25 protein-coding genes are annotated in these 21,266 nt (G+C 42.8%); 21 read left to right on the forward strand and 4 right to left on the reverse strand.

Features of this window, described 5'->3' with window-relative positions; translation table 11 throughout:
• Positions 1-542: 542 nt before the first annotated feature.
• The 5 genes from M1D30_RS05205 (at position 543) to M1D30_RS05225 (ending at position 3,913) form a co-directional block, all read left to right on the forward strand.
• A complete protein-coding gene (locus M1D30_RS05205) occupies positions 543-917 on the forward strand; it encodes a hypothetical protein (RefSeq protein ID WP_248507746.1) in 375 nt (124 codons plus the stop codon).
• Positions 918-1,861: 944 nt separating this feature from the next.
• Positions 1,862-2,086, forward strand: coding sequence for a phosphoribosylformylglycinamidine synthase subunit PurS (locus M1D30_RS05210; protein WP_248507009.1), 225 nt, complete (start codon positions 1,862-1,864; stop codon positions 2,084-2,086).
• Between the two features lie 40 nt (positions 2,087-2,126).
• A complete protein-coding gene (locus tag M1D30_RS05215; RefSeq protein ID WP_248507011.1) occupies positions 2,127-2,498 on the forward strand; it encodes a hypothetical protein in 372 nt (123 codons plus the stop codon).
• 76 nt (positions 2,499-2,574) lie between these two features.
• Complete coding sequence (locus tag M1D30_RS05220) at positions 2,575-3,666, forward strand: hypothetical protein (protein ID WP_248507013.1); 1,092 nt, start codon at positions 2,575-2,577, stop codon at positions 3,664-3,666.
• Positions 3,667-3,682: 16 nt separating this feature from the next.
• On the forward strand, positions 3,683-3,913 hold the full coding sequence (locus M1D30_RS05225; RefSeq protein ID WP_248507015.1) for a hypothetical protein: 231 nt from the start codon (positions 3,683-3,685) through the stop codon (positions 3,911-3,913).
• Between the two features lie 479 nt (positions 3,914-4,392).
• Here M1D30_RS05225 and M1D30_RS05230 read toward each other — a convergent pair whose 3' ends face one another.
• The 3 genes from M1D30_RS05230 to M1D30_RS05240 are packed head-to-tail and all read right to left on the reverse strand — an operon-like array spanning position 4,393 to position 7,564.
• Complete coding sequence (locus M1D30_RS05230) at positions 4,393-5,799, reverse strand: HNH endonuclease signature motif containing protein (RefSeq protein WP_248507016.1); 1,407 nt, start codon at positions 5,797-5,799, stop codon at positions 4,393-4,395.
• A 29-nt stretch (positions 5,800-5,828) separates the two neighbouring features.
• Entirely contained in the window at positions 5,829-7,121 is a 1,293-nt protein-coding gene (locus M1D30_RS05235; protein ID WP_248507017.1) for a Y-family DNA polymerase, read from the reverse strand.
• Positions 7,109-7,564, reverse strand: coding sequence for a LexA family transcriptional regulator (locus M1D30_RS05240; protein ID WP_248507018.1), 456 nt, complete (start codon positions 7,562-7,564; stop codon positions 7,109-7,111). The genes M1D30_RS05235 and M1D30_RS05240 overlap by 13 nt, the downstream gene beginning before the upstream one ends.
• A gap of 118 nt (positions 7,565-7,682) precedes the next feature.
• Here M1D30_RS05240 and M1D30_RS05245 point away from each other — a divergent pair, with 118 nt between their 5' ends.
• The 14 genes from M1D30_RS05245 (at position 7,683) to M1D30_RS05310 (ending at position 18,104) form a co-directional block, all read left to right on the forward strand.
• Entirely contained in the window at positions 7,683-9,020 is a 1,338-nt protein-coding gene (locus tag M1D30_RS05245; RefSeq protein WP_248507019.1) for a hypothetical protein, read from the forward strand.
• Positions 9,017-9,865, forward strand: a complete 849-nt coding sequence (locus M1D30_RS05250) for a DUF6712 family protein (RefSeq protein ID WP_248507020.1) — start codon at positions 9,017-9,019, stop codon at positions 9,863-9,865. Before M1D30_RS05245 ends, M1D30_RS05250 begins: the two co-directional genes overlap by 4 nt.
• A 39-nt stretch (positions 9,866-9,904) precedes the next feature.
• On the forward strand, positions 9,905-10,102 hold the full coding sequence (locus M1D30_RS05255) for a hypothetical protein (RefSeq protein ID WP_248507023.1): 198 nt from the start codon (positions 9,905-9,907) through the stop codon (positions 10,100-10,102).
• 171 nt (positions 10,103-10,273) lie between these two features.
• Positions 10,274-11,191 carry a WYL domain-containing protein gene (locus M1D30_RS05260; RefSeq protein ID WP_248507027.1) on the forward strand — a complete coding sequence of 306 codons (918 nt, stop codon included), beginning with the start codon at positions 10,274-10,276 and terminating at the stop codon, positions 11,189-11,191.
• Positions 11,188-11,679 (forward strand): 3'-5' exonuclease, encoded by a 492-nt coding sequence (locus M1D30_RS05265; protein WP_248507030.1) that lies wholly within the window; start codon positions 11,188-11,190, stop codon positions 11,677-11,679. The genes M1D30_RS05260 and M1D30_RS05265 overlap by 4 nt, the downstream gene beginning before the upstream one ends.
• 25 nt (positions 11,680-11,704) lie before the next feature.
• Positions 11,705-12,892: a PD-(D/E)XK nuclease family protein gene (locus tag M1D30_RS05270; protein ID WP_248507032.1), complete on the forward strand. Its 1,188-nt coding sequence runs from the start codon at positions 11,705-11,707 to the stop codon at positions 12,890-12,892.
• 19 nt (positions 12,893-12,911) lie between these two features.
• Positions 12,912-13,652: a hypothetical protein gene (locus M1D30_RS05275; protein WP_248507034.1), complete on the forward strand. Its 741-nt coding sequence runs from the start codon at positions 12,912-12,914 to the stop codon at positions 13,650-13,652.
• A gap of 84 nt (positions 13,653-13,736) precedes the next feature.
• Positions 13,737-14,156 (forward strand): hypothetical protein, encoded by a 420-nt coding sequence (locus M1D30_RS05280; RefSeq protein ID WP_248507036.1) that lies wholly within the window; start codon positions 13,737-13,739, stop codon positions 14,154-14,156.
• Positions 14,157-14,168: 12 nt separating this feature from the next.
• On the forward strand, positions 14,169-14,450 hold the full coding sequence (gene zapA, locus M1D30_RS05285; protein WP_248507040.1) for a cell division protein ZapA: 282 nt from the start codon (positions 14,169-14,171) through the stop codon (positions 14,448-14,450).
• A 4-nt stretch (positions 14,451-14,454) separates the two neighbouring features.
• On the forward strand, positions 14,455-15,183 hold the full coding sequence (locus tag M1D30_RS05290; protein WP_248507043.1) for a hypothetical protein: 729 nt from the start codon (positions 14,455-14,457) through the stop codon (positions 15,181-15,183).
• A gap of 122 nt (positions 15,184-15,305) precedes the next feature.
• Complete coding sequence (locus M1D30_RS05295) at positions 15,306-16,202, forward strand: DUF1835 domain-containing protein (RefSeq protein WP_248507046.1); 897 nt, start codon at positions 15,306-15,308, stop codon at positions 16,200-16,202.
• 117 nt (positions 16,203-16,319) lie between these two features.
• Entirely contained in the window at positions 16,320-17,072 is a 753-nt protein-coding gene (locus M1D30_RS05300) for a hypothetical protein (protein ID WP_248507048.1), read from the forward strand.
• 73 nt (positions 17,073-17,145) lie between these two features.
• Positions 17,146-17,685, forward strand: a complete 540-nt coding sequence (locus tag M1D30_RS05305) for a hypothetical protein (protein ID WP_248507051.1) — start codon at positions 17,146-17,148, stop codon at positions 17,683-17,685.
• Entirely contained in the window at positions 17,676-18,104 is a 429-nt protein-coding gene (locus M1D30_RS05310) for a hypothetical protein (protein WP_248507054.1), read from the forward strand. The genes M1D30_RS05305 and M1D30_RS05310 overlap by 10 nt, the downstream gene beginning before the upstream one ends.
• On the opposite strand, the gene M1D30_RS05315 is transcribed toward M1D30_RS05310, so the two are convergent.
• Positions 18,101-19,222 (reverse strand): YbjQ family protein, encoded by a 1,122-nt coding sequence (locus tag M1D30_RS05315; protein ID WP_248507057.1) that lies wholly within the window; start codon positions 19,220-19,222, stop codon positions 18,101-18,103. The two genes, M1D30_RS05310 and M1D30_RS05315, sit on opposite strands and share 4 nt — an antisense overlap.
• Before the next feature lie 134 nt (positions 19,223-19,356).
• On the opposite strand from M1D30_RS05315, the gene M1D30_RS05320 reads away from it, so the two are divergent.
• Positions 19,357-19,614 (forward strand): hypothetical protein, encoded by a 258-nt coding sequence (locus M1D30_RS05320; protein WP_248507060.1) that lies wholly within the window; start codon positions 19,357-19,359, stop codon positions 19,612-19,614.
• Positions 19,601-20,110, forward strand: coding sequence for an N-acetylmuramoyl-L-alanine amidase (locus tag M1D30_RS05325; RefSeq protein WP_248507062.1), 510 nt, complete (start codon positions 19,601-19,603; stop codon positions 20,108-20,110). Before M1D30_RS05320 ends, M1D30_RS05325 begins: the two co-directional genes overlap by 14 nt.
• Positions 20,111-21,266: the final 1,156 nt, after the last annotated feature.

A 21,266-nucleotide genomic window follows, 5' to 3' on the forward strand; every position in this document is an offset into this window, starting at 1 on the left:
AGAACCTGGACTTCCTCTCACTCGCCCATCAGTATGCCATATTCCTGATGGAACATGATTGGAAGCCACTGGAGGACCATTCCCCAAACGTTTCCCTAAAGACCTGGCTTATCAACGGCTTTCGTTTCATAGTCCTCGATGCTCTGAAATGGTACCGCAAGGAATACGGCAGCATTACTTTTGAGGACTATCTCCAGTCATTCGATGTCTCGAGTAATCTCCGTCTGCAGTTTAATCATATGGTTGAAGATGTCTGCGACCATGTTCCTATGGGACGTCAGGAACGCCTTATCATAGATATGATTCTCCTGCAGGGCTTCAAATCTAAGGATGTTGCCGCCCAGATGGGAATGACTCCTGCAGCCATATCACAGAAATACAAGAAAATCAAGGAAGACATCATCGTACCGTATTTCCGTCAAAACTTTGATATGGACTTTGACATGCCTGAAATTATGCCGGACTTCGGCATAGTTGGCGAACCTATGCTGGAAGAGGCAGCACCTTGTGCCGCACCTATGGATTTCATGAAAAGAAGAACTATGGAAGAAAAGCGTACTACTCCGGAGCATATTACATCGCTCCAGCCAAACGAGATTTTCGTCTTCGGATCGAACCTTCGCGGAATGCATGGCGGAGGTGCAGCATATGTTGCATATCGCCACTTCGGTGCCATCATGGGCCAAGGTGTCGGTCTGCAGGGACAGAGCTATGCCATCCCCACCATGCAGGGTGGCGTAGACACAATCCGTCCCTATGTGGTCGAGTTCATCGAATTTGCCAAGCAGCACCAGAACTTGACGTTCCTCGTCACCCGCATCGGTTGCGGCATCGCCGGCTTTACCGATGAAGAAATCTCTCCACTCTTCGAAGCTGCGCACGATGTGAAGAACATCGTATTACCACCGAATTGGTAAAATCTTACGTACCCCTCATTCCCGCGAGGTCGTATCGATTTGACGACTATATGACACATTGAGTCGTGAGACTCTACTTTTTGCTAAAGCGTGGGCATCGCTGACTTATTCTTTGGACTCTGTCTTGAATTTCCTGCGAGGCTTCTTGGACGCTGAATAATAGCAAATGCTTTTTATATTACCCAAAAGTCTGAGACGGCGAGCCGAGAGGTCCGCTGTCTCTTTATTTCTGTCCGCTTCTTCTTCAAAAGGTAGGCATAGCGCTGATGGGACATCTGTATGCCTGACAGTTCTTCGAGTACCAGGATCGTCACCCTCCATTGTTTACCCACGCTTGATGGACTTCACAACACTATAAGGTACTTGCTTCCATATCATTTTTCTTATCATACTCTTCTCGTGATTCTCTATACTGCCGACATCGATGTTGTATCTGCCGGCAAAACAAGGTAGTAGCCACCGGTTCCGCTTTCTGTGGTCATCAATAAGAAAGCCCATACCTCATACAAAAGAGGTTGCCATCCTATTCAATACAGATACACACTGGATATTGCCTAAGAAGGTAAAGCCAAATTGAGCGCCTGCAGTACCAGCTGCTGGGTGAATGTTTGCAGAATCTGTGTCATTACCATTTTCTCTGGCATGTATGACTTCTCATGTAAGCTTCCTGTGAGGCCCTTTACTTATTTTTCCTTTGCAAATTTAGCGCAAGCCCGTGCCCTGCAAGTATCACTCAGCCGTTATTCCTACACAAAAATCACAGCAGCCTTCCGCATTTTCTTCTTCACGTCATAGCCTAAAGAAAATGAGGTATTCCATGATTTTTCCTTGTAATTCCTTGCATTAAAGCACTTTCCGCTTGCTGCTCTTTATTGCACGTAAAAATTACAAAAGCTCCTCGGAGCTACATTAACAAGAAGTCAAACATTAATAAAATAAGAATTATGACACAGAATGTACAAACATCAGTTTTCACTCGCAGCAGGTTATACAGCAAGCGCTATTATCCCGGCAATATCTACAATGTGGTTGTCAATTGTGAGGATGGCGAGTATTATGAGTATGAGGTAGAGGCAGATACATTTGCCAAAGCCACAGAGCAGGCAGAACAGATGGCTATGGATCTGATGGCAGATATTACATTCATCGAAGTCTATAAAACAGTATAAATCACAAGAATAGAGTATTAACAATTAAAAAATAAGTATTATGGAAGCAAAAGTTATTATCGTTACAGAAGTGAAGTCTAACAAGAGTGAGAACAATGTATGGATGGTGGCCATCACAGGTGAAGAACAAGGTCAGGCATACTGCAAGAGTCCCTACAAGGCCATGCGTTTCGCTTTCATGTTGAAAAAGCAGACAGGATTCCATATCGAGGATGCATCCCTCAAGGCCCTCTCAGAGGAAATTGCTAAGGTAAAAGCAGCATCTGCTGAATCCGAAGCTGAGAAGCCTGCAGAGCAGGAAGTCCAGCCAGAGGAAAAGCCAAAGAAGCAGCGCAAGCCTCGCAAAAAGGCAGAGCCTAAGGTCGTTTCAATGGCTCCTGAAGCTCCACAAGATTTGATTGCCTTCCTTTAAGGGGGCAATCATTCTTTTTTTTGTGTCTTTTCCCCGCCCACCGCCCTTTCGTATCTTTGCACCAAAAATAATCAATATGGCTACAAGCATCATTACAGATTTCGACCCTATCTACCTGAGTGCTCATCTGCCCGAAGAGGTAAGCTTCGAGACGGATGCTGAATCCCTTAAGATTGACATCTATGTGAACAACAGGAAGGTGTTCACATCGGATTATTACCCCTATCTCGAAGAGGTAACAATCCGCGACATCCGTTCCATCGTGGAAACGGCGATGATCGACCAGCGGCTTACGCTGACTACATTTAAGATAGTAGCCACCGAGCCCGTTGAGCAAAAGCCGAACATCACCTACGACGAGGACGGCAATATCTATATGGACATCGACCAACAGCAGGAAACACCGGTTACAGAATCCTCCGACATTATCAAAGTCGTATTCTGTCAGTTCAAGACAGCCAAGGGTTCTGAGAGTTTCCTTGGCAGCAGTTTCCTGACCACACGTAGCAGTATTCTACTTCCACGTAGCGGGCAGCTGAAGATAGCAAATTACTCCAGAGCTAACGCACAAGGTTCCAATGAAGCGTTGATTTATTATCAGCACTATGCCATTCCTGGAGTTGTCTTCACTTACAAAAGCACCTTTAGTAAGATTCAGACATCGACAGAGAAAATCGTTACGACCGAGGTTTCACATAACTACTTCAAGAAGATAGTCGACCAGGCTAAAAGCACAAATAGCAAAGTTCTGGGTGTGGAGTACCAGATTGGTTCCCGACGGCTGAACATCTTCTTTACCGACGAGGAGCCCACGGCCACCTTCAAGTTCTTGAACGCTTTCAACATTATGGAGACGGCCTATCTCTTCAGTACTACGACGATCAAGACAGATGTAGACCGGACCGAAACTGTGTGTGGCAACCAGACGCAGTTCTATGATGAGACGGTGAAGGTTCGCCATGAGGTTGAGACGGCACCGCTAACCCACGACGAAGCCATGTGGCTTAATCAGATGCTCACATCGAAACTGGTGATGAAGCCCGTAGACAACTACGACACCGCTCAAATCCTCATTAGCGATATCACATCCGAGGTGACCGATTCGGATAAAGACCTTATCCGGCTGAAGTTCTCCTGGAAATATGCCGACGGTAGTCAATGGTTATAATCTAAACATCATCTATATGAACTCAATACACATTTCCACAGCCCGTCTGATTCTCAACCGCCCTGACCCAGTAGATATCCAGCTCTGGACCTCAAAGGGCGAAATCCAGGAGTGGCGCCGATGCGTCTGCATCAAGTACGACCACTACAAAGGTATCCGTAAATTCAAGCTTCTCGATTCCAACCAGATCCGCCAGACCCGAGAATGCCAGATTTTCGGCTTGAACGGCATGACCGTATTCCTGTAGTTAAAATTATCCATAATTTTACGCATAATCTGATAAGATTCAGAAATATTTCGTATCTTTGCACCCAGGAAGTCCTGTGATGTGTCACATCCTTTCTTACTGCTCTTGCATACGTGCACCCGCAGTACTCTTATTGAAACTACGAAGCGACGCGCTTCTGTCTTGTACACTCGAATCTGGAAAATTCAAATTGCAAACAAGACGGGGTACGACGGTTCACGTATATACGTGGGCTTGTCGTCTCATTGTCTGTTTGCACGGCATTCCAGAGCCTGAGTGTAGAGACGTGGGATACGCAAGCCCACGTTCCTTTTATTATTTACTTTATTGAAGCGCGAGCTAAAGTAATACCCCATCAATGTTTGTCGTAAGGCAGCGTTGATACACGGCCATTTTTAAAAAAGACCGTTGTCTAATAAAATCAACTGAAGTGGCGATCTGTGAAGACCGCCACTTCTATCTTATTATCCTTTTGGAATCTATATATCGTATAGCGAGAAAAGTTCTTCTAAAGAGATATCAATCCCTGCAGCCTTCAAAGATGATATCTGTTTCTGATACAGAGCCTTGATTATTGTTTCTTTCTCTTCTTTACTACCAAAATGAATTCGTCTGTGACATGTAGGACATAGACAGATGATATTCTCTACACAATCAATGTTCCTTCCAAACTTAGTCCAATAATGCTCTACGTTTGAGACAGTACATGGGATTAAGTGATGTCCCTCCATATATGGCACTCCCTTCTTAGTGACGAATGTATCATGACTATTATTAAATACACATTTGAAGTGAGCTTCTTTTAATGCTTGTTTCGATATATATGCTTTCTTCGCTACAGTTTTACCAGAACTACCATTATTAAAGCTTGGTTGTTGCTTAGCTGTATCAGAGAGTGTGGCGCTAACCTCCGAATCCTGGACCTGATTCTGAAAGTCGAAATCCTCGTCTTCTTCTCTGACTTTACCTTGAAGATAATTAATCAGCCATTTCAGCATTTTCACTTCTTGCTTAGGACGTCTTCCCGTATAAAACCTTTGATACCTGAACATCTGCAAATCTTCACCGCTCACGTCAAAGACAAAAGGATTTGATTCTTTTCTCAAATCATATATATAATCAGACTCAATGGTATAGGTACATTCCGCAATTTTACCATTGTCAGGAATAAATCGATTCAGATTCTTTCCCGATTGGGGTTTTGCATATATTCTGGCATTATCGGCGAAAGCGACTAACTGTCGATTGGTTGAATTTGGAATCTTCTTCACATATACAACCATCACTCTATCAACATACTCGTCCGAGGCTGATGCGCCAAGATTTTCAATCTTTGGATTGTCATATGGGGGAAGATATCCATAGAACCTACCATCGACATCATTAGGTTCAAGATTAAACACTTCATGCCCAGTGTTGTTCTTCCAGTAAGCACCAGAATCCAAATCGACTACTATGTAATGAGACGGCAATTGTATGTTTTGTCTGGCTAATTCGAATACATCATCCACATATTTAATGAGAGTGGTATTATTGCAATTTGGAGTAAGAATGGAGCCACCTCCATTAAAGCCAACTCTCTCCAAAACACTCTCATCTAACAAGTTACCTCTGTATTCTTCGACCAATACCAGCCGATATGTATCATCGTTAGGAGCTGGATCAATCCAATACTTCGAGTCTTCTCTTGGTACATTTACCTTATCGACTCTCAGTTTAAAACGAATTGCTCTGTCATCATTCATAAACAGATAGACAATATCGTTTTCCTTGAATTTTGATTTTACGTTTGTAGTCCAACTTACAAATCCCAATTCTTCTATTGCCTTACGATGATTGCAAATGCTTTCATTGGCAAAAGCTATCCAAGTGCGATTGTTTGACATAATTAGTATTATTGATTTTATAGTTTATTTTATTCTGCTTCAGGAATATCACTCCATTTCGTCGTGTAGCTGGGACTACGGAAGTCGTGCTTGATACTGTCCCGGAACACTCCAGCTTTTCCTTTTCCGTCCTTAGCCGTATATTGTTGCGACCCAAGCACGATGGTCTCGCAACCATTCGTTCTGTTGATTCTGTCGATAGCTTCATCAAGCCTTTTCTTCTTCTCGTACCGCTCAGAATCATAGTCTATGAAGTTAGTCTGGACAGCTGAATCTGGGCAGACACCTGCCACGATTACGCCAGCTCGCTTATACTGATACCCCTGTCGGAATATCCTCTGTGTGCAGCGCAGCGCACATTGTACAATATCCTGTGTACTGCTTGTAGGTGTCAGCAGGCTCTCTTGTGCCCAGTTCCAGTACTGTGGCAAGTCCTCTCGGAAATGGTTCGTGTCGATGAACACACTCACTATTGACGCCGCTGACTGTTGCTTGCGCAGCTTCTCCGCACAATGGGCAGCAAAATTGCTGATGCTGGTTCTGAGCGTATCAAAGTCGGCCACCATACCAGGAAAGCTTCTGCTGGTGCAGATACTTTTCTTCTTGCTCATGTCCTCCAGAGGCACACAGTCATCGCCATTCAGCTCCCGCCAAGTGCGCTCTACCACTACATTGAATGAGAGCCTGACCCAGCTTCTGGCCAAGGAAGCGAAGTCGTAGGCCGTCTGTACGCCCACCGCCTGCAGCCGCTTGGTGTACTGTCTGCCAATGCCCCACACTTCATCTATCGGATAAAGCTTCAGGGCCTTCACACGCTTCTCATCATTGTCGATGTAGCAACAATGATTGTAGCCTGCATAGTGCTTGGCATAGTGGCTAGCCATCTTTGCCAAAGTCTTTGTCGGGCCAATGCCAATGCTGACAGGCATACCCGTTGAATGCTTGATGGTCTTATGCAGCTTTTCGCCCCATGCTTTGAGGTCGAGGTGCTCCATACCTTTCAGCATACAGAATCCTTCGTCGATACTGTAGCGGTAGAACTCTGGCACCTCCTGACGGATAAGTGACATCACTCTGTCCGTCATATCGAGGTACAGCTCATAGTTCGACGAGAACACAGCTATCTCCTGGCTAGGAAACTGGTCTTTCAGTTGGAAATACGGTGTTCCCGCTTTGATGCCAAGTTTCTTTGCCTCGTTCGACCGTGCCACAACACATCCGTCATTGTTCGAAAGTACAACGACGGGCTTTCCGTTGAGATCGGGCCTGAATACACGCTCGCAGCTCACGAAGCAGTTATCACAATCTACTATGGCAAACAATAGCTGTTCCTCCAGTCTCTAATCGTAAAGATAACCTTTCCCCAGACAGAGAACTCGTCTGAGGAATCGATGATAAACGGCTTGAAATCCTTATTGGCAGGCACCAATCGGATGAAGCCCTGGTCTTTCGTCGAAGTATCGAGGTACTTCACCGTAAATCCGCCGTTGACATACGCAGCCACGATATTGCCATGTACCATCTCCTCCGCTTTGTCCACCAAGCACAGGTCGCCATCGAAGATGCCGGCTTCCTTCATCGAATCGCCCTTCACCTTCACATAGAAGGTGCTTTCGGGATGCTTGATGAAATCGCGGTTGAAGTCAAGCCTGTCTGCAGGATAGTCGCTTGTTATAGGGAATCCTGCTGCTATCGCATCGTACATCGGAAGCTCGAGCTCCGTAGATACATCCGCTTTTAATATCTCTTCGTCTTTCATTATCATTCAATTTTGCTGCAAAAATACAAAATTCCGCCCAATCAACTCTGAATAGGCCCGAAAAATTGATGTCTTTTCACATAAGATGCGACAGACATACCTTTGCAGCAAAAAAGCTAAAGATATGACCAACCATTACCTTTCCTTCAACTCCGTTGAATCCATCCCGGACCTGAAAGCTTCAGCTGCTTTCACAGTCAACTCCTCCGAAGTCTTCAAAGAACAAGGCGATATCACACCCCAGACCATTTCCGAGGGTTACTCTTACATGCCCTGGGGTGCAGACAACCAAATGCCCTACAAGATTCTGGAGCTTATAGAAAGTGACGAGACACTTTCCACCTGCCAGATCTTCAATGCCGAAGTATGCTATGGCTCAGGTCTGGTCTACGACACAAAGGAAGCCACAGCTGCCATCAGGAAGGACGTCGACCATTATTTGATGGACAACGACCTTCCCTCCTACTTCCTCGGTGTCTGCCAGGATTTCAAGCATTTCGGATTCTGTGTCAGTATCATCATCCTCAATGCCGGCGGCTCCCGCATCGTCCGCATTCTCCGTAAGGAAGCCTGCTACACTCGTTTCGCTCCGGCTGAAAAAGACGGTCATATCCCGTACATTCTCTATGCTAACTGGAGAAAGACCATCTCCAATAAAGACCAGGTAGAGAAAATCGAACTCCTTGATTTCAATTCTCCTTGGTCTGACCTGCAGGAGCGTATGGAGTCCCTGAAGGGAAAGAAGCCGAAGACCAGTACCCGCAAGTTCGCCATCGTCAGCCGTGTCCCCACACCTGACAGCACCTATTATCCAATTCCTTACTATGGCTCACTTTTCAAGGGCAACTGGTACAATATCAAGCGTCTCATCGGTATGGCCAAGGAAGCAAAGCTGAAAAACTCCGCGCCCATCAAGTATCACATTGAGATTGCCAATCGCTTCTGGGACGGTATCTTCAAGGCTGAAGGTATTACCGACCGCAAGAAGCAGATGGATCGCGTCGTTGAGGAGAAAGAGAAGATTATCAATTTCCTTACTGGCATGGAGAACTCCGGCAAAGTTTTGTTCTCTACGTTCTATATCAACCCCAATGGCGAGGAGCAGCACGATGTAGTCATCAATAAGGTGGAGACCGACAAGGAAGGTGGCGACTGGTCTACCGATATCATCGAGGCCGTCAATATGATGTGCTTTACGATGCGAGTCCACTCTAACCTTGTCGGCTCAGTACCAGGAAAGTCCCAGACAAACAACTCTGGCTCTGACAAACGCGAGCTTTACACCATCGCCCAGGCCCTGCAGAAGCCATATCACGACCTGCTTTTCACCGTTCACAATATCATCATAAGGTATAACGGCTGGGAAGGAGTCAAGCCCGACTGCCCCTTCATCATGCTTTCCACACTCGATGAAAAGCGCGACGCCAAACTTGTTACACCCAATAAACCCGTAGAAGAATGAAACTAATCACTACTGACGAGCAGCTCCGATTGCTCATTCCCAATGTACTGGCCACCGTAGAGGGTGAGCCCACTTTAATTGAAAAGCTTTACCCATACCTCGAGACTGCAGAGCAATGGGCAATAGATACCTTCGTTCCTGAAGCCATCTTCAATGAGATTGCTGAATCCGACAGTTCCGGTCCTAACGAGCGTTTCCGTTTCCCCTTGGAAAAGCTCGTAGCCTGTCATGCCTATATGACCGCCATCCCTTCGCTTGATTTGGTTTTGACCCCAAACGGCTTCGGTATCGTCTCGAATCAGAACGTGGTTCCTGCTTCTCGTGAGCGCGTCGACGCCCTGATTACCTCTCTCGAGTCTCAGCGCGACGCCGCCATTGAAGCCCTCATCATCCGCCTCTCTTCAAGAGACGACTGGCGCCAGTCAACCCAAGGCCAATACTTTGCCGCCACGATGTTCCCGTCGCTGAGCCTCTGCCGGCGCCTCGCCATCCGTGAGCATATCTGGGACTCTTACCAGCAGCTGCGCGAACGTCTCATAAAGATAGAGAACGTTCTTGCCGACACTTACTTCTCCCAGCCTCAGATGCAAATCTTCCGCTCCCAAGTCATTACCCAGGGCAGTACCGCCTCCAATCTCGAATCACAAATTATCCGTTCCCTGCAGTCCTACGAACTCCAGCTACTCACAGATATCCAGGTTCACCCCCAATGCTACTACGACCTAGTTACCATCATCCGCGAACACTCAGCCGAATTTCCCGCTTGGCACACCTCCCCCGTCGCCGCACTCTACACCCCAAAGGTATTCCAAAACAAAAAAAAATCATCCGCTTACTGGTTTTAAGCGGATTTTTTTGTATATTTGCCCCAAATATAAATTATTATGGGCATCTTAACTACTTTATATGCTTTATTGGGTATTGGCGGAACAACATATTGTGCAAGTTCCGGCATTAAAAAACTCTTTAGTCGAGAGTTGTCCAATGAAGAATTCATAGAAAAGTATAAGGAGGAACAGAAGCGTAGGGAAGATAGCAAGAAAAAATTTCATGAACTGAATCGTGGAAAGAAAAGTATCTAAGAAAGAAAAAAGATAATCCTATTCCTCAATATCTATTCGCTGAATACCAGCACTTGGTCATAAAAGAAGGCCATTATACTCAAATACAAACATATTTCATTATTTTTCTTCTACTTATGCCTCATTAATACATATCTTTTTCGTATATTTGCAGCATTAAGTTGTAAAATTATGGCTAAGAACCTTTTAAATAAGTATGTTTGGCTTGTGGAAACCATCTACAAGGCTAAACGCATAACGTTCGAGGAAATCAATGAAAAGTGGTTGGATAATGACATGAGCGAAGGAGTTGAACTTGCTCTTCGTACCTTCCATAAGTGGCGAATCGCCGTAGAGGAGATGTTTGGCTTAGTGATTGAATGCGAGCGTAGGGGTGGTTACCATTATTATATAGAAAACGCCTGTGAGATAAATAATGGCAGTTTGCGGAGTTGGCTATTAAGCACTATCTCGGTAAGCAATCTTCTCATTGAGAACCAAAATATGAAAGACAGGATTCTGCTTGAAGATGTTCCTTCAGGACAAGAGTATCTGTCGACAATCATTGAGGCAATGAAGAAGAACAATGTCCTCCGAATCACCTATCAGAGCTATTGGCGCGAAGAAAGCAATACCTTCAATGTGGAACCATATTGTGTCAAGCTATTCAAGCAGCGTTGGTATATGTTGGCGTGGAACCCGTATTATCAGCGACTGATGATATATGCTATTGACAGGATCTACGATGTAGATGTATTGAAAGGCCAAAAATTTAAAATGATGGAAAACTTTGCCCCATCTGATTTCTTTGAGAACTTCTATGGCATCATTGCCAACACTGATGCCACGCCTCAGATAATAAAACTGAAGGTTTCTGCAGGACAGGCCAGCTATCTCCGTTCACTCCCGCTTCATAGCACGCAGGAAGAAATTGAGAGAAGTGGTGAGTTCAGCATTTTCAAACTGCATTTATGTCCAGAGTTCGACTTCCAACAGGAAGTCTTGTCGATGGGCGAAGACATAGAAGTGTTGGAACCTGTATGGCTACGGAAGGAGATGGCTGGTAAGATAAAGAGAATGTGGAACAAGTATAATACTAATGAGGGATGAAAGATTTTGCTGCAATAGATTTTGAAACGGCTAACAACGAACGAACAAGTGTCTGCTCCGTTGGTGTAATAATCGTAAGGAATGGTGAGATTGTGGATTCCTTCTACTCTCTGATTCAGCCTGAGCCTAATTATTACAATTATTGGTGTACTCAGGTGCATGGAATTACTCGTCGTGATACCGAAGATGCACCTGTATTTCCAAAAGTATGGAAGCAAATAGAGCCTCTTATTGAGGGATTACCCTTGGTGGCTCATAACAAAGCTTTCGACGAGAGTTGCCTGAAGGCGGTGTTTCGTTGTTATCAGATGGACTATCCTGACTATCCATTCTTCTGCACATTGAACGCTTCACGTCAGGCATTGCCGGACTTGGAGAATCATCAACTGCACACTGTTGCTGCCGCCTGCGGTTACCAGTTAGAGAACCACCACCACGCCCTTGCCGACGCAGAGGCTTGCGCCTGGATAGCGAGAGAGATACTATAAAATTTACTTCCCAATTTATAAGAATATGGATGCTATATATATCATAGAACAAATAAAACAGATTTCGGATAGGCGTATATCCGACAGAACTGAAAGGCAAAAAAGAGGGGAATTCTTCAACATCTTTAGCGACCTAAACATGATGTCTGATGAAGTTCACCTGCATTCTGCATTACTTGCGACATTGCTCAATCCATATGGGAGCCATGGCCAAAAGAGCGTATTTCTTGAATTATTTGTTAGCATGGTCTTTCAGAAAATTCGTGAAGCCATCTGGGATTTTGATTGGAACATGATGACTGTTGAAGTTGAAAAGAACATTGGCGTTGTTGACGAAGATACTGGCGGACGTATTGATCTGTATATCACTGATGGCAAGCATCAGATTATCATTGAGAATAAAATATATGCATCTGACCAAGACTATCAGATGAAAAGGTACTGGAACTATGCCACGTCTCGTGTTCCTGCAAAACCTTTTAAACTAATATATCTTACACTTGACGGACATCATCCATCGCAAAAATCACTTGGAGATTTGAGAGAGAGCGACTATCTTTGTTTATCTTACAAAACTGACATTGTACACTGGTTAGATGAATGCGTTTCTAAAACCAAGGATGTTGCACCCGTAAGAGAGACTATAAAGCAATATATTAGAACGATTAACATATTAACAGATAACGGAATGGAAAAAGATGTGTTAATGGAGAAGGAAATGCTCCAAGAATTAGGGAAACAGGAAAATATTGATGCAGTATTTGACATATACGAAAGCAGAAATGATCTTATAAACTACATCATTAACGAAAGATTTTTGCCAAAGCTAAAGGAGCTTGCAGAAAATAAGGGGTTCCAGATGTTGGATATTCAGAAGAACTGGATGGAAGAAGCCTGGGCTGGTCTGTCATTTCTCAAGAAAGAATGGAAATATTTTAAATTGAGTTTTGAGTTTGAACAATGTCCTATTGGTAACCTCATCTTTGGCTTTCAGAAACACGATGCCAATGTCTTCGTTGAATCTGAGCAGAAACTAATAGAAAGATATGCCCCCTATGCTGTTAGTAACGGGTGGATATATAAAGGCTTTGAGGGACATCGGTATTGGAACAACAGAGAAGCCATAAGAGATTTGCTAAATGGAAAGACCTTGAGAATTTTTGAAAGAATGTTCGACGAAGCAATAGTGTGTGCCAAAGGATTAGACGTATAAGAAATAGTTATTAAGTATAATGGCAAGTATTGAACATAACCTATTCATTGAGTGGATGAACTGGCTAAAAATAAACCATCCTAGCCATGGTTTTACATATGATGGAGTTATATGTAGAGAATCGTGGATTGATGCTAAAAAGCACATCCTTTTCTTGCTGAAAGACGTAAATAATGTATCGGATTCATTCAATCTACGTTATTATATACTAAATGGTGTATGCAACCCTGATAATTGGCGCACATGGGATAATGTTGCTAGATGGGCATATGGACTGATGCAAACAGAGCAAGGCTATTATCCTGATTTTTCAGAAGCTGACAAGTGGGGATTTGCGAATAAACGTGTTGATGCACTAAGACAAGTAGCAGTTGTTGATATTAAAAAGAAGCCAGGAAAGAATCATTGTACAAAAAAGATGCTTGAAGACTATTTTCATGAATATCCCGAATCTTATACATTTATCGCGAAGCAAATTTCACTATATGGGAAGTTGGACTATATAGTTTGTTGTGGAGATGGGGTTTATGAAATATTGCTCGACATTATCAAACAAGAAAACACAATTCTATCAAATTATTTTGGACGAGATCTGAAATATATAGCGAGAGACAAAACTCAGTGTGCATATAGGATAGCAAAATCTGGTACTATTATAATAGATTATAGGCATCCTCTACTCCTGGAAAAGGGTGTTAATAAGCGAAACGTATATTTAAGATTAATGAATATCGCTCAAGAAGCTTTAGCAAATCTTTAAGTAGTTTTTGATTTTTCTGTAATCATATGCCTCGTTTTGGCATATCTTCATTATATCTTTGCACGTAATCAATAGTACAAAGGTATGTTATACGTCAAATCAAAAAATGAGATTTATAATGGAAAGTTAATTTTGGATGGTTTAATCCAAAAGATTGTTGAGCAGTCAACAATCATGCCATTCAATAATAATGATTTAGATTTTCTGTATCAGGAATCCACCGTTCTTAGCAAAGTGTTCTATTCCAATTTCAATCCTGGAATGAAAAGAATGGAATCACTTTATAAGGAAATCCTTAATGATACTGGATCTGATTTAAAACAATACAACAAAGTTGTAATGCTGTTTATGCATTCACATAGTCATCAACTCATGATGAATGAATTCGATAAAGTCTCAGATATTGTGAGTTGTTTTCCTCAAAATGTTGTAATCAAATGGGGCCTAGGGGTTGACGAATCTATTGGAACGCGTATAGCATTGTATTTAATATGTAGTAAATAACTGATATGAATTATGGTAAACAATGAACAGAAAACAAAAATACAGCTAGAAATTTATGATGAGCTAATAGAAGTGAATATCATCAAAGGGGATGAAGAAAAGTATCAAAATGCAGCAAAGTTTGTAACAGAACGGTTAAATGCTTATGTAAAATTACATTGTGGGTGGAAGACTCAACATACTATTTCACTAATGACCATGTTGGATATTGCACTTAACCCAATGTCAGACAAAGAATGTAAAAAGAGACATCGTTCTATCTGGAGAAAAATAATTGATTACATCAAACCCTAGTAATATGAAAGTACAAGATATATTCAAGACTCAAGCGGTAAAAGAAATAGAATCGGAAATTCTGGATGTTTACTTCGAAAACGAGAAGCATGGTACGCATAATGAAACAGAAGTTTATACAATTAGAAGATTGCTTAGTATCAGAAAGAATATACTAAACGACATGTTTGTATTGGATGACAAATACAAACAACTGATTTATGATTTCAACGAAGCCCTTATCGGACAATTGAAAGAGATGCGTAATCGGACCTTAGCACTTTACCAAGCAACAAAGGATACTTGCAAATACGGCAGCCTGGAAGTAGATGGCAAGTGTTTCTTAGGCTATGCCTATTCAACCATACATCCAGTGCAGACAATGAGAGCTAAGAAAATATGGGCTGTGCTAAACGGCTGTCTTGACAATTTTATACCACTCTATGATATAGACGGTGCTGGCAGTTTTACTATAAGAAGTTGGGACCCACAGATAGATAGTGAAAATGAAATGCTTTATGGGCATGACAAATGGGACAACCATAATGAGGGGCTCGATAGAGAATTAACCAAGGACATGCATTTGATTTACGATTTTCACAATCTTTTCAGTCATATGGAATTCTCTATTTTTGACCTATTATGGGTACGTGATTTTAACTTAGAGTTGAAAATAGAATGTAATTATCATACTTACAAGATAGAAGACTATTGTGAGAACTTAGACTGGAGTAAGTGTGACTACTATGATTAATATACATATATTAATACCATTATAAAATGCGACTATTAAGAGCGTAAAAATGAAAAAGTGTGGAGTTGTGCCCCAATATGGCATATCTCCACATTACTTTTGCACTATTAATACAAATAATTATGGCAGCAAAAAACTTACACATCGTTCCTTCGGATCAAACTGCGAAAAGAGTCTTCAGAATAGTAAATTGTCCAGATTCCGATGAAATAGTAGTTTGTCCTGTAGTCTTTAGTTGTGGTATCCTTCCTAAGACATATGATAAGAAAGAACTTGAAGACACGGCAGAATTCTTACGACTCTATTCCTATTATAGTTTATACGACTTTGTTCATAAAGAATACTCTGCCTACGACAAGGTCATTGTCTGGCATGGAAGAACGGCAGAGGAGCTACTTCTGTTATATATGATGGCAGACCTGACAAAAGATAATCTATATGAAATAGACCTAGCAGATTGTGAAGAATTCTTTGTATACTTTCAAAAGCATTCCTTATACCATTATCCAGTGATTACAACACATTTCTTGGAACCTGAAGACATGGATAAATATGATTGGCTAAATGATTATCTAAAAAAAGTGAATGTGGAACAACATGAAAAATATAAAAGAGAGTGGAAGTACTGGAGGAAATCACCTTCCTTGCTTAGAGTTTGTAAAAAGAACAACTTCAAAATAGAATCAGTTGATCCTGAATATATAGAAGGGCTTATGCATAAAATTATAAATCAAAAATGGTTTTATTGGCTTTGTGATCCTATCAAATATGCGGCTCTCATTGATAATATTGTTCCAGAATTGTATTCATTCCAAGATCGTGTTGATTGGTGCTACAATATTGCTGATTATGTTTTAAGGAACTGTGAGACGGTTAAAGAAAACTGTTATGTTGATATGTACGATATAATACAGTGGAAAGAAGCCTATATGCTCACAAAACTGATGGAACAAAGTAAACTAAGGGAAATCAGGCCTAGTATTAGAAAAGAGGTTAATTCTATGACATATGAGTATTAAAACAAGCAATTATGGCACTTCGGATAATTGTAGGTATGAACAAGATTAGCGATAGGCCTTAGGTCTTTCGCTCTTTTTGTCTTTTCAAGTCATCAAGAACTTCCATACCTTTGCAGTATGAAATCATTCAATATTACCCTACCCACCAGCTGGGCCGAATTATCTGACGAGCAGCTGCTCATGGTATATCACCTGTTCGCACGCGACTTGTCTGCTGCAGAGGTCAAGACCCTCTGCCTCATGAAGTGGAATCACTTGAAGGTGCTTGCCACTCTGCCGCGCCATCGTTTCCTCATTAAGCGAGGAAAAGAGCAGGTTGTGCTCAGAGTCAGGCAGATTCAGCAAGCCACCTCAGTTCTTGATTTCCTTGATTCATTTGCTCCTATGCCCATTCGTATCGCACGAATCGGCAAGCACCGTGCTTTACCAGCGGACTTCGAGAAAGTTCCGTTTGAGCAGTATCTGTATGTTGACAACCTGTTCCAGGGCTATCTCAACACACAGCAGGATGAACTGTTGCTTCAGATGGCACAAATCCTATACGGAAGCGACCATGTGAAGCCCTCTAAAGCCCATCTTGTAGGTATCTTCTACTGGATGGCCTCTCTCAAACAGTACTTCGCCACGCTCTTCTCGAACTTCTACAAGCCAGCCCCAGCTAAGGGCGAAGGCAACCTGCTGGACAACAGCCAGCCGGATATCTACAGCCAGCTGCGTGACAGCACGAACGCCATGATCCGTGCCCTCACTGGTGGCGATATTACCAAGGAAGCAGCCATCATGAAGATGGATACTTGGCGAGCCCTTACCGAGCTTGACGCTAAGGCAAAGGAAGCAGAAGAGCTTCGAAAGGCTTACAAGAAGCCCTAACTCAATAATCGATTTTCGATTCTATAACAATCTGTTTGCCAAACATTTACATATATTAATTACACATTTACTCATGATACCTTTTCATCCCCATACGCCTGAACAGCCAACACAGAATATAAACAAAGACTCCTTCAACTGGGATGCCACTTCGTTCTTTGAAGCACTGACCAAGCGCAACAAGTTCGCTCAGTCCAAGCACTTCACCTTCTGCCGAGTCTCAGGGCTTGACGGCTTCGAAGAAGCAATGGCCAAAATGCAGACAAAAGCGGCTTTCGTCTGCGTGTCCGACATCTCACAGGGATTTACGGACATCAATAACACTCCGCACACTCGTCGAGTGAAAACGGTGTTCTTAGCCATGCGTCACACCATTGACAACATGGTGGCCCGCCAATCGTGCATGGATATGATGCGCGAGCTGTTCCGACAGTTCATGTCTGTCCTGATCCAGGAACAAACTCGTCTGCAGCAGCACTCTATCTATATCGACCCTCGCATCTCCTTCCAGGAAATCGACCGCTATTTCTTCTCAGGATGCGCTTGCGCCTATTTCCAAATCGCTGTTGACACCTACACAGACCTTCAATACAATCAGGAAGAATGGACATAAATAAGCATCCCGACCCACAAGGCGAGCGCGAGAAATACGTCCTCGCCTTCAATGACACCATGCTTAAAATCTGGCAGGAGCAGATTACGCTGCTGAATGTCATCGACACAGGCAGGCTCCTTCACTCCGTCAGTGCTTTGCCAGTTCGTGCCGATGGTCGCTTTATCGAAATAGGCTTGACACAGGCCTTCCTCGAATACGGTCTTTGGCAAGACTTCGGTACAGGAAAGGAAATCCCCAGAGGCAACTCCGGGGATATAGGTCGTGAAAAGCGACGAGTCGCTAAGAAATGGTTCTCTCGAAAGTATTATTCCTCAGTCCTCAACCTCCGTGACTTCCTAGCTGATAACATCGGCCAGTCATTCGTCGGTGTCGTAGCCAAGGCCCTAGATGACAACTTCCGTAGATATAATCACTAAAGCATCTCAATTACTTGTTTAGCGATATCTTTACTACAAAGCGCATAATTAGCAAATTCATTAATTGCTTCTTCATCTTTACCTAGTACCTTTAATTCTACAAGATTCTTAGCCATAGCCACAAAAGCTGATTGACTCTTAAAGGACAATATATCATATACGCTATTAATATAAGATATAGCTTCACTTATATCATCATCATTGACAAGGTCAATGTAGTATTTACAAGCATCTGCATATCTTTCTTTTAACAAGAACTGTCCAATACAATAAGCAACATTATCCGTTGACTTCAATCCCAAATCATCGTAATTTGCAGAATCGATTTCAGGCTTGGTTAGTTTCGACAGTTTATCTTTAGGATCTTTTATATTATTCTCTAGTAATTCTCTAATTTTTACCAAAAGCAAAGGTGCATTGGTAGTGAAAAGATCTACTGCCTTATTGATATCCTCCTCTTTTTCCTTTCTGAGTAAAGCAAACTTTTCTTTTTCAGACATCCTCGCTAACTCTTCTTTTCTCTTTTCCTCCTTTACTCTTTCTAATTCAATGCGCTCTTTTTCTATCTTCTCTTGATAAGCAAGTTGAGCCTGAATTTCAACTTCCTTATTTGCATTCTCAACCTTAATATCTTCAAGTTCCTTAGTTATAGCCTCTTCAAACCTAAAGAGAATACTCTTCTTTTCATCTTCATATTGCTCTGGAGTAATTACTCCCTTTTCCATAAATTTGGATAAGTTATAAAGTCTCTCATAAACTTCGTATCTTTCTACTTTTCTGGGCACTTCTACAATTGGCTCAGCCATTACAGCTGTTCCATAAGCAGTAACCATAAACATTTGTTTACCTTTTCCACTAATTTCATCAAAATCAAAATGAACACCAATAATAGCATCAGCTCGTAAAGCATTTGCTTTGAATTCTAAGGAATTAATTGCATCTGCATATATTTTATCAAGCTTTGATTGGTATTCAGTTGAATATCCCCCAAAAACATCAGTGATAGATGCAAAGAAGTCGGAAAAGAAATTTACGCCGACTACAACATTCATATTAATAAGGCCAAGATATCTGGTTATCTTGTATCCTTTAATATCATTTGTGGAAGTAATAATCATAATATATTCTTTAATAATTCACGAATTTGCTGCAAATATACAAAAATAAGAGAATTAAACAAAGAAAACACTGTCTTTTCATAAAACAGAATCAATAATTACCTTTGCATCATCAACTTTCAAACCTACACATCATGACCAAAGAAACTAGGACTGACATCCAAATCTACTCTGCCATCGCCATGCTCATGGCAGGTGTAGCACTGGCCACCGCAGGCTTTATAGTACCGCCCACAGGCGAAATCTCTGATTCCGTACTCCTGTTCTTTGCCCAGTGCTTAATCTATGCTGGCTCCATATTCGGAGTCAGTATCTATATTCACACCAAGTTCGCAGAACTCAAATCTGTCATCGATCAGAAAGAGGAAGGAGGCAACAATGCGACCGATTAAGGAAATCATTGTCCATTGTACTGCTTCGCCTGAAGGTCGTGAGATGACCGTCAAGCAGATTGACGACATCCACCGCACCCAGAACAAATGGCGCTGCATCGGTTATCACAAAGTGATATACCTCGACGGCTCTATCCACGAAGGTCGCGACATCAACGAGATGGGTGCCCATTGCTCCGAGGACGGACACAACCGCCATAGCATCGGCATCGTCTATGTCGGTGGCTGTGCCCGTGATGGCAAGACGCCCAAGGATACACGAACGCCAGAACAAAAGGTAGCGTTGGCAAATCTCTTGGAAGAGCTTCACAAGAAATATCCCAACGCCACCTTACACGGACACCGTGAGCTGGTCTGCAGCCTGAAGAAGAAGGATCCTCATCATCCCTGCAGCCGCTGCAAAGGCTATCCAGCCCTCTGCATCTATGCCAAGAAATCATGCCCATCGTTTGATGTGCACGAATACGATTACATCTTTAAAAATCCATCAAAATGAAATACTTCACTCGTACAATAATTCTCGTTTTCATTGTTTGTTTGACGTCACTTACTGCATGCAGGACGATGCGCACGTCCGAAAAGGCGGTAAGTGCAAGTGAGACGGCATCCGTGACGGCCTCCCGTCTCACTTTTTACCGAACTCTCGATTCTCTCTCCAGACAATTCAATCTGTCTGCAGACAGTATCATCATGATATTCCCAAATGATTCGTCGCCGGAGTTTCCAAGTGAGTTCCCATCAGGTATGGAAGGTCATTTGGAAACTCCGTCCGACTCACAAGCCCTCTCGCACACACCCCAAGCCCACAAGCGCATCCGAAACGCTTCGCGTTCCGCATCCGCTTCCCATCTTTCACAAGTTCCTTCATACTTACTGCGTCCTCCTAGCCAAATAGCCCTCAAAATCTACGGACTACACATCGCTGACAACAGCGAAGAAAAGTCCGTAGCCAGCGCCGATTTGAAAGACAGCGTAGCAGTAGCCACCCAGTCCCATAAACTCAAATCGGCAACAAAGCAAAGCTCAAAGCCAAGTTCCACTCCCAATTACATCCTCATAATTATCATCATTACAATAGTCATCTACATAGTCTATCGCCTCCGGCGCTTCCTATAAAAAGTTTCAGTTTTACAAAAAAACATTCAGTTTTTCATTCTGAATACCCTCTTGCAATTCAGTTTTTCATTTTTTCTTTGTCATTTACCTTATTATTATATTGGGCTGTCCGTGAGGATCGCCCAATATTCTTTTGTCCCGCCCCATACCCCTTCGGACTTTCAATCATCATCTTCACCGATGATTGGCTTGTTCGGTAGTGTCGGCTGGTCACTCGCTACAGGGCTGACAGTAGAAGAGCCTGAGCACTGCTAATGCGGTGAGCGGCATGGCTTCAAAGAAGTAAGAATGTGCAGGTACATGTACCAGCGCATACACACTACTTTGTCACAAGTGAACAGCTATGCTGCTCGCCGCGCAGCACACAGGCACTTCACACCAGCCCCCACGAGTGGCACAGCGTCGCCACCACCGCACAAGCGATGTACTTTTCAGTCCATCAAGCCCTTGCCAACTGAGACTCCGGCTCCTTCTAAATGAATAATTCCTTTAAAACATTTGTTCATTCCGAATAAAATCCATACCTTTGCAGCAGA

Origin of the sequence: Prevotella sp. E15-22 (assembly GCF_023204875.1) — a bacterium.
Classification (GTDB): Bacteria; Bacteroidota; Bacteroidia; order Bacteroidales; family Bacteroidaceae; genus Prevotella.

Excerpts from the sequence above, each read along its gene's own strand:
- M1D30_RS05270 (WP_248507032.1), top strand. The coding sequence starts at position 11,705 with ATGGATGCTATATATATCATAGAACAAATAAAACAGATTTCGGATAGG.
- M1D30_RS05215 (WP_248507011.1), top strand. The coding sequence starts at position 2,127 with ATGGAAGCAAAAGTTATTATCGTTACAGAAGTGAAGTCTAACAAGAGT.
- M1D30_RS05250 (WP_248507020.1), top strand. The coding sequence starts at position 9,017 with ATGAAACTAATCACTACTGACGAGCAGCTCCGATTGCTCATTCCCAAT.
- M1D30_RS05290 (WP_248507043.1), top strand. The coding sequence starts at position 14,455 with ATGAAAGTACAAGATATATTCAAGACTCAAGCGGTAAAAGAAATAGAA.
- M1D30_RS05230 (WP_248507016.1), bottom strand. The coding sequence starts at position 5,799 with ATGTCAAACAATCGCACTTGGATAGCTTTTGCCAATGAAAGCATTTGC.
- M1D30_RS05210 (WP_248507009.1), top strand. The coding sequence starts at position 1,862 with ATGACACAGAATGTACAAACATCAGTTTTCACTCGCAGCAGGTTATAC.
- M1D30_RS05310 (WP_248507054.1), top strand. The coding sequence starts at position 17,676 with ATGGACATAAATAAGCATCCCGACCCACAAGGCGAGCGCGAGAAATAC.
- M1D30_RS05220 (WP_248507013.1), top strand. The coding sequence starts at position 2,575 with ATGGCTACAAGCATCATTACAGATTTCGACCCTATCTACCTGAGTGCT.
- M1D30_RS05260 (WP_248507027.1), top strand. The coding sequence starts at position 10,274 with ATGGCTAAGAACCTTTTAAATAAGTATGTTTGGCTTGTGGAAACCATC.
- zapA (WP_248507040.1), top strand. The coding sequence starts at position 14,169 with ATGGTAAACAATGAACAGAAAACAAAAATACAGCTAGAAATTTATGAT.
- M1D30_RS05245 (WP_248507019.1), top strand. The coding sequence starts at position 7,683 with ATGACCAACCATTACCTTTCCTTCAACTCCGTTGAATCCATCCCGGAC.
- M1D30_RS05325 (WP_248507062.1), top strand. The coding sequence starts at position 19,601 with ATGCGACCGATTAAGGAAATCATTGTCCATTGTACTGCTTCGCCTGAA.
- M1D30_RS05205 (WP_248507746.1), top strand. The coding sequence starts at position 543 with ATGGAAGAAAAGCGTACTACTCCGGAGCATATTACATCGCTCCAGCCA.
- M1D30_RS05295 (WP_248507046.1), top strand. The coding sequence starts at position 15,306 with ATGGCAGCAAAAAACTTACACATCGTTCCTTCGGATCAAACTGCGAAA.
- M1D30_RS05265 (WP_248507030.1), top strand. The coding sequence starts at position 11,188 with ATGAAAGATTTTGCTGCAATAGATTTTGAAACGGCTAACAACGAACGA.
- M1D30_RS05225 (WP_248507015.1), top strand. The coding sequence starts at position 3,683 with ATGAACTCAATACACATTTCCACAGCCCGTCTGATTCTCAACCGCCCT.
- M1D30_RS05255 (WP_248507023.1), top strand. The coding sequence starts at position 9,905 with ATGGGCATCTTAACTACTTTATATGCTTTATTGGGTATTGGCGGAACA.
- M1D30_RS05275 (WP_248507034.1), top strand. The coding sequence starts at position 12,912 with ATGGCAAGTATTGAACATAACCTATTCATTGAGTGGATGAACTGGCTA.
- M1D30_RS05240 (WP_248507018.1), bottom strand. The coding sequence starts at position 7,564 with ATGATAATGAAAGACGAAGAGATATTAAAAGCGGATGTATCTACGGAG.
- M1D30_RS05280 (WP_248507036.1), top strand. The coding sequence starts at position 13,737 with ATGTTATACGTCAAATCAAAAAATGAGATTTATAATGGAAAGTTAATT.
- M1D30_RS05300 (WP_248507048.1), top strand. The coding sequence starts at position 16,320 with ATGAAATCATTCAATATTACCCTACCCACCAGCTGGGCCGAATTATCT.
- M1D30_RS05315 (WP_248507057.1), bottom strand. The coding sequence starts at position 19,222 with ATGATTATTACTTCCACAAATGATATTAAAGGATACAAGATAACCAGA.
- M1D30_RS05320 (WP_248507060.1), top strand. The coding sequence starts at position 19,357 with ATGACCAAAGAAACTAGGACTGACATCCAAATCTACTCTGCCATCGCC.
- M1D30_RS05305 (WP_248507051.1), top strand. The coding sequence starts at position 17,146 with ATGATACCTTTTCATCCCCATACGCCTGAACAGCCAACACAGAATATA.